The following is an 11,961-nucleotide window of genomic DNA, read 5'->3' as shown; positions in this document are numbered from 1 at the left end:
AAGTGAAGGCACTTACTTTTTGTGGAAAAGAAAATATCGAATTCCAAGAGGTCGCAGATCCTAAAGTTACCGCTCCTCAGGACGCGATTGTCAAAGTAAAATTGACCGCTATTTGTGGTTCTGACTTGCATGTGTACCACGAACGCGAAACAGGTCTTGATCACGGTACGGTGATGGGACACGAATTTGTAGGCGAAGTCGTTGAGCTTGGTAAAGAAGTACGCAATTTAAAAGTGGGTGACATGGTTACAAGTCCATTTACCACGAGTTGTGGTGCATGCTTTTTTTGCAAAAAAGGGCTGACCGCAAGATGTGTCGCGGGAAGTTTGTATGGTTGGGTGGAAAATGGTGAGGGACTTCATGGCGGACAAGCTGAATACGTGCGTGTTGCACTTGCCGATAGTACATTGGTCAAAATTCCCGAAGGTGTCACTCTGACGGAGGCTCTTCTTCTGGGAGATATTCTATGTACCGGATATTTTTGTGCGGATATGGCGCAAATTTCACCAGAGGGGGCATACGCGGTTTTGGGGTGTGGACCTGTTGGACTCTTAGCGATATTAGGAGCAAGAGAGCTAGGGGCGCAGACCATCTACGCCGTAGACTGTGTGCCCGAGCGTTTAGCGCACGCCCAACGTTTTGGGGCAATCCCCATTAACTTCCAACAACAAGATGTCAAAGAGGTCATTCTCGAAAAAACACAGGGAATCGGTGTCGATGCTGTTCTTGAAGTCGTGGGAAGCAATGCCGCTGAAAGAACTGCGGTAGACATTGTACGTCCCGGAGGAATTATTTCCGTTGCCGGTGTACACACCGCAAATACATTCTCTTTTTCTCCCGTAGAAGCATACGATAAAAATTTGACATATAAAATCGGTCGCTGCTCAGCGCGATATTATATGGACAAACTTATACCTGTCGTGCAGAGCAAAAAGTACGATTTGTCATCGATTATTTCACATCGTTTGCCTCTTGCTGACGGAAAGAAGGCATATGAGATGTTCGATAAAAAATGCGACAATTGTACGAAGGTCATTCTGGAAAACAGTTAGGACACAACATGACGAACACATTTTCATTTTCCATCAACAAAGTATGGTTATACCAAGCGCTTTTGGGTATGGCAGCTTTTATTACTGTTTGTGTATTACAACCCTTTGTTTTTTTGCCTAGTTTAGGCGGCATAGGCTACACGATTTCATTTGCCCCCTTGGTGATTGTGCCTATTGCATTATCACTCATCACCATAGACCAAAAACATATCTTGCAGCGTATCGCAATGATTTTTCATTTTCCTGCTGCCATTTGCGCCGTGGTGTCCATGTGTGTGAACACCGGAAGTACCTCGGCCATGCTTGCCCTTCCGTGGCTGATGCAAAATTTGATTATTGCCGTGTACGGGATTGTGTTCTTTCTCACAGTCTGCGACCGTGAAAAACCGTTATTCCAACAACTTCCTGGTGTAAGTGTTTTGATGGGATGCCTATACATCCCCATCGCTGGTGTGTGGTTAGTATCATCAAACATGGGAATTACCTTTGGCTTTCGTTCCACGATTGTTCTTCTAACCGCAGCGCACTTTCATTACGCCGGTTTCGCACTTTCTGTCTTAGCCGGTCTAGGTGGTTTTGCGGTAGACAAAAACAAACGTTTTGTACACAAACTTTACTACACCACCGGCTGGGTTGTGGTTTTTTGCCCCGTTTTTGTGGCCATGGGCATTATTTTCTCACCGCTTTTGGAAATGGTTGCCGCCTGTACACTAGCAGTGGCGATTATTATTTTTTCGGCAACGACAGCCTTTGGTTTTTCTTGTCGGACATGGCTAAGCAAAATATTTTTTATCACGGCGTTTCTAGCGATGATCGCGACGATGGCTCTTGCTGCCACATATGCGATGAGCGAATACTACGATTGGCATGTGATCTCGATTTCAACAATGGCCATTACCCACGGTGTTGCCAACGCTTTTGGCTTTACATTTCTGTCTCTCTGTGCATGGCTAATAGAAATAAAAAACAAAAGATCTAACAATCAGTAGCCGTAGCCGTAATCGCCACCATGACCGTAACCAAATCTAAACAAACAATAACGGCAAAAACAAATGCGCTGTGCAATGCGCAGTAACAATGAACGCAGGGCCAATGACAAAAAAAGCCAGACTCATCACGCATCCGGGTAAGGCAAAACGCGTCATGAAATGCGACCAAGAAAATGGATCGTATATTTCATGAGAAAGTGCGAACAGGAAACTAGTGATAACAACAGCAATTATACATGCTAAGTAATTGTGAGTTTTTCCTTTTAACAAAAAGTATACCCCCGGTAGAAGTACCAAACGAAAAACAATTTCTTCAATAACTCCTGCACTGAGTCCCAACAGCAACCCTGGTTTCGCACTTTCTTCCGGAGGGATGAATGCTGGTAATGTTTCGCCATGCACTAGGCGAATAAGAAACAGTATACTCGCTGCAACACCAGCTCCGAAAAGAGCCAACACAAAATTACGGCGAATTTGCACACTATTTATGGGTGCGATTTTAAGCCAAACACTACAAACAGCAAGAGAAAATAAAGGGATAGAAAGTATCCCCAGGTTATGAATAAAGACAATAATCGGATCGGCTTCCTGCATCTGCTTTGCGGTAAACGTATTGGCAAAATATAGAGCAAAGAGCAAAACGATAAAGGGCAAGGTAAAAAAAGCGGCAGCTGAAATATTTTGTGGTGTTACGTTGTTTTTAAACATTTTTTCTCTCACAATTTTTGTAGCACAATATATCCCGAAGGCGGGTAGTACATTTCGACTGTTTTGTAACCGTTTTTTTCAACGCGAATATAGCGCGATTTGGGAGGAGAAAGACCTGGAACGCGTGCACGTCCTTGTTTATCGGTAAAAGTGGCACGGTCATTGTTACCAATATGAGTAATTTTAACACCGCGAACAGGATGGCCATTTTTATCCACAACTGTTATATAGCACTCATAACTACAAGCAACGCTGAAAAGTACGCCTATGATGAAAATAAATATATGTTTTTGTGGTACCATTGTATAGAATAGCATACCCAAATTACTAGTTTTGACTCATCGAAAATAAAAGCGCTTCATTTTGCGACTAGTAATTCGGTCGCACCTTCATTTTTAGGGAAAATTATATGTATTTAGCGATCAATGATCCGGAGATAGTCGCTCTCATCTCTTCTATTTTAGGCATTATTCTGACACTATTAAAGTTTTTTTTACAGAAAAAAAAGGATGTTGACGAAACGAGTCTATGGACAAGATTCAAGCGTGGTTTTGTTATACTCGTCGTTGGCTTTTGCCTTGGCGTCGCAACTTGCTTTTATCTATTTGTTAGCGCGGATTGGAAAGCGAAAAAAGCTTTTCACCGTTTTTTAAAAAAACCACACAAGACTTTGCGCCATATCGGAAAATAATTTATGAGTAATCCACAGACAGCACAATCTATTATTATGATGCGACCAAGCCATTTTTCAGCGAATAGCGAAACTGCGTCGTCAAACGCATTTCAATCATCGGTTGCAATCCCCAAGGATATCAGTTTAAAAGCTATTGAAGAATTCAATAATATGGTGGAAATTTTACGCAACAACAATATCGAAGTTATTGTAATAGATGATGATCCACAACCCCCCAAGCCAGATACGGTGTTTTTGAACAATTGGTTTTCGACACATGACAGTGGCTTGGTGATTGTCTACCCTCTCGAATCGCAGATTCGTCGCCAAGAACGTCGTCTAGACATCTTCGATACCCTTGAAAGAAAATATCGATGTTTGTATAGCGAAATCACCAATCTCAGTATCATGGAACACGAAGGAAAGTATTTAGAAGGAACGGGAAGCTTAGTTTTAGATCGCAGAGAACGCGTCGCCTATATGTGCGTTTCTAGTCGTAGCAATGCGCATGTTTTGAACATGTTTTGCCACAAAGCGGGATATCGTGGAGTCACTTTTCATGCATATGATGAAAATGACGTTCCTGTTTATCACACGAACGTAATGATGTCAGTAGGGGATAAATTTGCGATTGTGTGTAGTGAATCGATTAAAAACGATGCGGAGCGTGTACAAGTCGTTTCTTCTTTGGAAGAAAGTTCGCGAGAGATCATCGAAATTAGTCACGAGCAAATGCGCTCCTTTGCTGGCAACGCTCTCGAAGTGTGCAATGGTGACGAAGAAAATTTTTTGGTGATATCGCGCCGTGCCTTTGACTCTTTAGATGCGCAACAGATAGAGAAAATTAATAAGTATGCGAAACCTCTTCCCATCGCCATACCACTCATTGAGTTACATGGGGGAGGAAGTGTTCGCTGTATGATGGCGGAAAACTTTTTGCCGGGGATAGATGAGGAATAGCACAAAAAAGCAGAACAGAGTAAAAAAATGCAAATAGGAAACTATCAAATACTGTCCGAACTGGGACAAGGAAGTATGGGGCGCGTGTTTTTGGCCGAAGATGTTCACAAAAAACGCAAAGTTGCTCTAAAAATGATGCTGGATAACCAGTCGCCATTACAAGAAAAACGTTTTTTGCGCGAAGCGCAAGCGATGAGTAAACTGTCTCATCCAAATATCATTAAGATCTATGAAATTAGTAAAGACCAAGGGTACCACTTTTTTACCATGCGCTATATTGAAGGTGAGACACTTTCTGAATGGATTCGCAATAAGCGTTTGACATTCAATAAAAGTGTTGAGATTACTACAAAGATAGCTCATGCCATGTACTATGCACATAAAAATAATGTTTTACACCGCGATTTAAAAGCGGGAAATATTATGCTCAATAAAAATGGTGAGCCTATTGTCATGGATTTTGGCCTGGCGCGGCAAATTCGCGACCGCAGTAAACTTTCACAAACAGATGCCATTTTGGGAACACCCGCATACATGGCTCCGGAGCAAGCCAGCGGAACGCATAACCTTGACCAACAAGTCGATGTGTATGGATTGGGCGTGTGTTTTTACGAAATGCTCACTGGTAGGCTTCCATTTACCGGCACAAAGTGGCAAATACTCATGAAGTTAGCAAAGGAACGTCCGCCGTTTCCACGTGATATCAACCCACAAATACCCGAAACCTTAGAACGAATTTGTCTCAAGGCAATGGAGAAACGTAAAAAGTTACGTTTCGCTACGGCTTTGGAGTTCGCGGAAGAGTTGGAGAGATATTCCCAAGGTAAAGCGTCGCTAATTAAAAAACGTGTGGGTACGTCTATGATGTTGTGGGCGCAGAAACACGCAGTGCCTGTCATGGGTTCATTGGTGGTTTTTTTGGGCATCATTTGTGGGTTGCTATTTTACGAACTGTACTTTTCGAAACAGGAACAAGTGTGTGAAATTGAAGTGCCTTCTTCTGTGGCCGACAATGAAGGGTTTGTTACCATAAAGGGAAAAGTAAATCGTGGGTATGCTTTCCAAAAGCTATTCATCAATGGTAAAGAATACAAAGTACAACACCATGATGTTTTTGAGCAGAAAGTAGCTCTTGGCTACAAAAAAAACAGCTTTGAGATTGTTGTTTTAACACACGACAATCGTTGGAGTAAATTTTCTGTGGAAGTTGTTCGCGCACAACCTGGGTCGCGAAGTGCATTTTTTCTTGGTTCTCCACAGCGTAACTCACGGGTTGTTAAAGATTTTACTCAGGATTTAAAAGATAAGTGGAAGTTCACAGCAAAAGATTTTATCGCTTCCTCACCTGTGATTAGCGATGGCATTGTTTTTTTTGGATGCGATGACACGCGTTTATACGCTGTAAAGACACAAAGCGGAGAACTGTGCTGGACATTCAAGACGATTACCGAAGTTCGTGCAACGCCGGCGGTAAAAGATGGCTATGTCTACTTTGGTGGTGAGGACATTTTTTATTGCTTAGATATGTACAATAGCCAAGAAAAGTGGCGTTTTGTTACCGGTGAAAAATCATGGTCTTCACCAGCGATAGATAGTAAACATGTTTATTTTGGATGCGACAATGGCAAATTTTTTGCCTTAGACAAGAGCAGTGGACAAGAAAAATGGAAAGTCGACATCATAAAAGAAGAACGAGAGAGGCGCGATAAAAAACTGCCAGCAATAAATCCACTTGCACAAAATATTGGCATACAACAAGGATTCACGTCACCTGTTTTATTTGAAGACAGTGTCATTGTCACCTGTAATAATGGTTCTATTTACTCTTTCGATCGCGACACTGGAAAGAAAAACTGGATGGAAATCATTGGAGCAAAAATAGAATCTTCTCCGGTACTCCATGAAGGAGTCGTTTATTTCGGATGCCAAAGAAAGTTTGTGCAAAGACCACGTGATTTCAAGCGCTACATTTATGCCATGGATGCGAAAACCGGTAAAATACAATGGAGGCATCGTATGGACTGGGATGTCGATTCTTCCCCCTTGATATACAACGAGGTGTTGTATGCAACCTGCGATGACAACAAAATTCATATAGTGAAAAATCTAAAATCAGGTAAGCCCTCTGCCAAATCAATACCACTCATCAGTGGGCGGAGTAAAGAAAAACACGACTATGGAGTTTTTTCTTCACCCGTTATTGCCGGAAACTATTTATATTGTTGTGACTATAACGGTATTTTATATGTTGTGGATACGAAAAAAAGACGACAAGTAGCAAAATATGACAAAAAGAAAAAAACGTATTCGACTCCGGTGATCTATGACGGAGACTTATTTTTTGCCAGTGGAGACACCTTTTACGCAATGACCTCGAAATAGAATGGAAAAGATCCTGTGTCGGTGATCCAGCGAAAAACTTTGCGTAAAATAGAAAGCAATACGCGGTATCGTGGTTGTACGTTCGACGTAAGCGACCACGTTGATCGCGTGGAAGATAGTCATTTTGAAAATTGTAGTTTTCGCAACCAAAGGTTAGTACTGCAAAAAATGCGTAATTGTAGTTTTCGCTTTTGCAACTTTGTCGATGTGATTGTGGAACGTGCGGAAAATTTTGTTTTTCACAAATGCCATATTTATGCGATGAAAATACCACCCAACGCTAAAGTCGAAAACTTCGATTTTCTCCAAGAAGTGAATATTTCACATTTAGATTTGTCGTGTGGGATTTGTCCCATGGAGAAACTTTCTCCGGCAATAGGAAAGCTCACCTCGCTACTTACTCTGTCCTTGAGTAGCAATGCATTGCACGATTTACCACAAGAAATAGGTAATCTTTCGCAACTACAAGAGTTAGACATTAGCAACAATGTATTTGAGGTTTATCCTCTACAAATCAATTCTTTAACTTCTTTGCATAAGCTAAACTTAAGCAAGAATCATTTGTGCGATTTATCTCCGCAAATCGAAGCGCTTGAATTTCTAGAGGAAATAAATGTACGCGACAATCGTTTGAGTGATTTCCCACCACAGATGGGTAAGTTGTACAATTTAAAAAAGTTGAATGCTTCCGGTAACAGGTTGTTGAAACTTCCCGAGACATTGGGGTGTCTTGGGTCTCTGCAAACTCTTATCCTCAACAATAACTACTTGTCGCAACTTCCTCCACAATTGGGAGATCTTACATTTTTACGCACACTTTTTGTAAACGACAACAATCTACGCGAATTACCGGCACAAGTACGAGGACTACAAAATTTACGCAAGTTGTACTTGATTGATAACAATATCACCAATTTACCACAAGAAATTGGTGACATGACCGCCCTCGAAGAATTGCGTTTGTCGCGCAATAAATTGTTATTGATTCCCCGTGAACTTGGAAACTTACAACAATTGAAATCTCTGTGGCTAAATAATAACCGCTTGTTATCTCTTCCGCTAGAAATCCAAAATTTAAAAAAACTACGTATGTTGGACGTCAGCAATAATCAATTGGAAAGTTTGCCATTGTCTGTCACCCGTCTAAAAAGCCTACAACAACTTGGTATTAGCAATAACACTTTGCGCAATGAGGGAGAGGTCAAAAATAGACTTTCTCATTATGTAACGGTGTATTAGTGTTCCTATTTATTGTACTGATAGTACCAACGTACAAATTGCGGTAACGCTGCCTGATACGCCAAAATGCCCAGTTGCTGGGAGTTCATTTTCAAGTAGGTGTCGTTTACCTTACGGCTCAAGTTGTAAAAGGTTCGGTAGCGTTTACGATTTTTATCCATGCGTTGTTGCCATGCGTTTATATGTTGCTGTGTATTGGAGTTCAACTTTTGAAAGAACTGTATCCACATTTCACCTTCTAAATAAGCAGACAGCCACAGAAAGATGCGCAAGGCCACGGAGTAGCGCAACATTTTATTTTTTGAAGAAAAGCACGCAATATAAGCGATTAAATTCGCATCTGTTTCCGATGCAAATCCGTGAAAATGTGCCTTTTCATGGGCCATGACAAAAGGTCTCTCCCACGGAAGTAAATCGGCATTGATGTGTGGCTCCATGAAAAAAGGTAGGAAAATACCTGAAATCCCCGCAGCGTTCATGAATTCATTGACCAATAAATATTTTGTTGGTGGTGGTGTGACGGCATTTTTATAAATGCCTTCTAACGTAGAATGCATGGCTTCGTCCACGATTTGATCGGGAAGTTGCGTTGCGGGAAATGAACAGTCCTGTAGTTCGTTCAGTGTAGACACCATCATTTCCGCCATTTTGTGGTAGTCATGGTTTTTATTCGCAACACTAATATCTATCGCAGCGTGCTTGTAAAAAGGTTGGCGTAGATAATTGAATCCCCATAGTATGTTAAACGCACAATATACAACACCAAACATGGCTAAGGTATTGGCACCAATACGCCAGAATTTCTCTTTGCGCTTGTACGATTTGTAAATGAAAAATACATAACTCCCCAAACAAACCGCAATGAGCAGTTCATTCACCGAGCAAAAAAACACTATTTTCCCAAGTAGGGCAAAAACCCATTGAAAAAAAATGTACACTCCACAAGAATACCACGTCTCTACAAACTGCGGAGTCACAATAACACGCAATATCATAATGATGATTGCGGCAATGATCGGCCATATCTGCCAATATTTGTAATATTTACTTAGCATAAGTCACTCTCTAGTGTAGTAATTATAAATCCCTGAAAATAAATATTTGATAAATAATAAAATGCGTCTTATAGTAATAAATGTAGTTAAACACCAAATCATTAAGATTGTAACGAACTATTACTCTATATACAAGGTCCGATTTGCGTTTGAGGTACCATTATGGATTCAAGATTCGATGCATCTAAAAAAAGTGGAAATGATGGGCAAGATGCAAGGTTAGCGGAAAGTTTTTTAATCGAAACACGGCGATCGCAAAATGTATCTAATTTTTTTGAAGAGACAAAACAAGAATACCAATCCATGCATATTGGCCAATCTTTTGAACGCTACACGATTCAAGAAGAGCTAGGTCGCGGTGGAATGGGGATTGTTTACAAAGCTTTCGACACAAAGTTGAAACGCACTGTAGCACTGAAAGTGATTTTACACGGCGAAGAAAAAGATATTCAAAGGTTTGAGCGTGAATCATCAGCGATGGCGCAACTGGATCATCATAATATTGTCAAGCTGTACGATTTTGGGATATCCCCTCAGCCTTTTTTTACCATGGAGTATATTGAAGGTTTTACATTGGCAGATCTTATCAAGGAAAAAAAAGTCAATCCCGATTTTCTTCTCGATCTTTTGATTAAAGTGTGTGACGCACTTGCGCATGCACATAAACATAAAATTTTACATCGCGATATCAAGCCATCCAATATCATGATCACCAAAAACGGCGAACCTAAAATTATGGATTTTGGGCTGGCAAAGATATTTAAGAGTGATGAAAAGAGATTATCGAAAACAGGTGATATTTTAGGTTCTGTCAACTACATGCCTCCTGAGCAACTCAATGGAAAAACTACAGAACGAAGCGATATCTACTCTCTTGGCGCGACTATGTACGAAGCGCTTACCTATCGCAATGTATACCAAGGGGATTCCACCCACGATATTCTTTTCCAACTGTTGCAAAGTGATCCCATTCCACCACGGAGATTGAATCCAACACTGTCCCCGTATTTTGAAGCCATTTGTCTCAAGTGTATTGCAAAAAAAGAACATAAGAGGTACCGTGGCTTCAAGCAACTTGTACGAGAACTCAAAAACTTTAAAGCACATAAGCCTATACTCGCTAAAAAATACACCTCGTGGAATACTTTTACGAACTTTGTTCATCGCCACAAGGTGATTGTTAGTGCCATTTCTTTTGCTTTTACTGTTCTAGTGGTTTCCCTTGTTTTCGCCATAAAAACAGAACGTCAAACTAGACAAACATTAGATCAGACGTTTGAAACATTAGAGTACGTTATGCGTAATCATAAATTTTTGCGGGAAGACAAGAAACTCGGCAAAATGTTTGCAAAAATATTTTCTGACAATGCGAAGTATGTAGAAAACGAAAAGTGGAGTTTACTAAAAGGCTATGTTTTGAGCATGGACGCTAAAGAAGAGAAAAATATAGTATTCTTTGACCGCGAAATTGCCAATAATCCTAACAATTCTATCGCATATGTTGACAGAGGTAATATTTATTTCAATTTGGGAAAGCATCAAAAAGCCTTGCATGACTATAACGAAGCCATACGCATAGAAGATAGAAATTTTTTTGCATACAATTCTAGAGGACTTTACTACAGTGAATTTTACCAATATGGTCAGGCGCTTGCCGATTACAACAAAGCAATAAGTATTGAACCTAACTACTACGAAGTATATATTAATAGAGGTAATCTTTACCATCGTCAACGTAAACCTCAAAAGGCTATTGAGGACTTTAATAAAGCGTGTATGATAGAACCAGAAAACCCAGTTGCACATGCGAGACGAGGTGCTGTTTACGCCTCTACGGAAAAATATGAACTAGCGCATAAGAATTTCAAGCGCGCTATTGAACTTGATTCGCAAAATTTTCAACCTTATCTTTTAAGAGGTAACTTGTACACAAAGACAAAAGAGTATACAAAGGCGGAGGCCGATTTTGAAAAAGCGATGCTTTTGGCCCCCAAAAATCTGGATGTATACTTAAACCGTGCTGTATTTTACTATCTATCAAAAAAATACAAAAAGGCGGAAGCTGATTTTGAAAAAGCGATGCTTTTGGCCCCCCAAAAATCTGATGTCTATTTAATGCGTGGTAAGATTTACGGTCGGTTAGAACAATACAAAAAGGCTAAGGCTGATTTTGAACGTCTTGTGTCCCTTTATCCCACAACGGCTTCTTACATGCATAGAGGGTGGGTCCTCCATCAGTTAGGACAATACAAAAAAGCAATTGCGGATTACAACAAGGTCTTGTCTTTAGATGCTAATCATGCGCTGGCGTATTACAGTCGTGGTGGCGTATACAACAAACTAGGTCAATATGAGAAAGCGATAATTGACTTAGACAAAGCAATCATGCTCGTAGATATCAGTGGTGATTTTTACTCCAGACGTGGAGTTTCACACTACAAATTGGAGAACCACGATAAGGCTATTGCCGACTTTACAAAAGCTATTCAATTTGACTCTAGAGAGGGATACTTCCGGAGAGGTGTGCTTTACCTTGAGTTAGAACAGTATAAAAAGTCTGAGGCGGATCTCAATAAAACGATATCTCTGTATAAAAATCATGTTTATGCTTACTTTTATAGAGGAAAGCTATACGCGGCAATGGAAAATTACGAAAAGGCAATAGCTGATTTTCATAAATTTTGCTTGCTTCAACCCAAAAATATTCATGGATATTTGAATTTAGGAATTATTTATCACCATTTGAAAAAATATAAACAATCAATCACGGAATACGAAAAAGTGTTGGGACATTGGAGAGCACATCACGGATTGTATCAATGCTATCGAGATTTAAAAAACGAAAGTAAAGCGCAATACCATTTTCAAAAATACCAGGAATTGCGTAAATAAGTTGTTTTTAT

General features: G+C 40.3%; 10 protein-coding genes. 7 read left to right on the top strand and 3 right to left on the bottom strand.

All coding sequences use genetic code 11. From position 1 onward, the window contains the following. Positions 1-2 precede the first annotated feature (2 nt). Together UABAM_RS05925 and UABAM_RS05920 are read left to right on the top strand one after the other, a co-directional pair. Positions 3-1,052, top strand: a complete 1,050-nt coding sequence (locus UABAM_RS05925; protein WP_151967081.1) for an alcohol dehydrogenase family protein — start codon at positions 3-5, stop codon at positions 1,050-1,052. Between the two features lie 8 nt (positions 1,053-1,060). Then, complete coding sequence (locus UABAM_RS05920) at positions 1,061-2,041, top strand: YndJ family transporter (protein WP_173013153.1); 981 nt, start codon at positions 1,061-1,063, stop codon at positions 2,039-2,041. Between the two features lie 36 nt (positions 2,042-2,077). Here the strand turns inward: UABAM_RS05920 and UABAM_RS05915 are convergent, their stop codons facing one another. Together UABAM_RS05915 and UABAM_RS05910 are read right to left on the bottom strand one after the other, a co-directional pair. Beyond that, a complete protein-coding gene (locus UABAM_RS05915; protein WP_151967079.1) occupies positions 2,078-2,749 on the bottom strand; it encodes a CPBP family glutamic-type intramembrane protease in 672 nt (223 codons plus the stop codon). An 8-nt stretch (positions 2,750-2,757) separates the two neighbouring features. Next, positions 2,758-3,066 (bottom strand): carboxypeptidase-like regulatory domain-containing protein, encoded by a 309-nt coding sequence (locus UABAM_RS05910; RefSeq protein ID WP_151967078.1) that lies wholly within the window; start codon positions 3,064-3,066, stop codon positions 2,758-2,760. 92 nt (positions 3,067-3,158) lie between these two features. On the opposite strand from UABAM_RS05910, the gene UABAM_RS05905 reads away from it, so the two are divergent. From UABAM_RS05905 to UABAM_RS05890, 4 genes are read left to right on the top strand one after another with little or no spacing between them, the layout of a single operon-like run. Beyond that, the gene (locus tag UABAM_RS05905; protein ID WP_151967077.1) at positions 3,159-3,440 is read left to right on the top strand and encodes a hypothetical protein; all 282 of its coding nucleotides are present in this window, start codon (positions 3,159-3,161) and stop codon (positions 3,438-3,440) included. 3 nt (positions 3,441-3,443) lie between these two features. Beyond that, positions 3,444-4,382 carry a citrulline utilization hydrolase CtlX gene (gene ctlX, locus UABAM_RS05900; RefSeq protein ID WP_151967076.1) on the top strand — a complete coding sequence of 313 codons (939 nt, stop codon included), beginning with the start codon at positions 3,444-3,446 and terminating at the stop codon, positions 4,380-4,382. 27 nt (positions 4,383-4,409) lie between these two features. After that, entirely contained in the window at positions 4,410-6,764 is a 2,355-nt protein-coding gene (locus UABAM_RS05895; RefSeq protein WP_151967075.1) for a serine/threonine-protein kinase, read from the top strand. Between the two features lie 15 nt (positions 6,765-6,779). After that, positions 6,780-8,003: a leucine-rich repeat domain-containing protein gene (locus UABAM_RS05890; RefSeq protein WP_151967074.1), complete on the top strand. Its 1,224-nt coding sequence runs from the start codon at positions 6,780-6,782 to the stop codon at positions 8,001-8,003. 5 nt (positions 8,004-8,008) lie between these two features. Here UABAM_RS05890 and UABAM_RS05885 read toward each other — a convergent pair whose 3' ends face one another. Next, positions 8,009-9,058, bottom strand: coding sequence for a DUF3810 family protein (locus tag UABAM_RS05885; RefSeq protein WP_151967073.1), 1,050 nt, complete (start codon positions 9,056-9,058; stop codon positions 8,009-8,011). A 162-nt stretch (positions 9,059-9,220) separates the two neighbouring features. Here UABAM_RS05885 and UABAM_RS05880 point away from each other — a divergent pair, with 162 nt between their 5' ends. Continuing rightward, complete coding sequence (locus UABAM_RS05880; RefSeq protein ID WP_151967072.1) at positions 9,221-11,950, top strand: tetratricopeptide repeat protein; 2,730 nt, start codon at positions 9,221-9,223, stop codon at positions 11,948-11,950. Positions 11,951-11,961: the final 11 nt, after the last annotated feature.

The organism is Candidatus Uabimicrobium amorphum, assembly GCF_009002475.1.
Taxonomy (GTDB): Bacteria; Planctomycetota; Uabimicrobiia; order Uabimicrobiales; family Uabimicrobiaceae; genus Uabimicrobium; species Uabimicrobium amorphum.
Note: the sequence above shows the minus strand (reverse complement) of the source record. Positions and strands in the feature narration are given on the sequence as shown.

Bases quoted from the DNA above. Each gene is read 5' to 3' on its own strand.
- UABAM_RS05885 (WP_151967073.1), bottom strand. From the start codon at position 9,058: ATGCTAAGTAAATATTACAAATATTGGCAGATATGGCCGATCATTGCC.
- UABAM_RS05905 (WP_151967077.1), top strand. From the start codon at position 3,159: ATGTATTTAGCGATCAATGATCCGGAGATAGTCGCTCTCATCTCTTCT.
- UABAM_RS05895 (WP_151967075.1), top strand. From the start codon at position 4,410: ATGCAAATAGGAAACTATCAAATACTGTCCGAACTGGGACAAGGAAGT.
- UABAM_RS05915 (WP_151967079.1), bottom strand. From the start codon at position 2,749: ATGTTTAAAAACAACGTAACACCACAAAATATTTCAGCTGCCGCTTTT.
- UABAM_RS05920 (WP_173013153.1), top strand. From the start codon at position 1,061: ATGACGAACACATTTTCATTTTCCATCAACAAAGTATGGTTATACCAA.
- UABAM_RS05910 (WP_151967078.1), bottom strand. From the start codon at position 3,066: ATGCTATTCTATACAATGGTACCACAAAAACATATATTTATTTTCATC.
- ctlX (WP_151967076.1), top strand. From the start codon at position 3,444: ATGAGTAATCCACAGACAGCACAATCTATTATTATGATGCGACCAAGC.
- UABAM_RS05880 (WP_151967072.1), top strand. From the start codon at position 9,221: ATGGATTCAAGATTCGATGCATCTAAAAAAAGTGGAAATGATGGGCAA.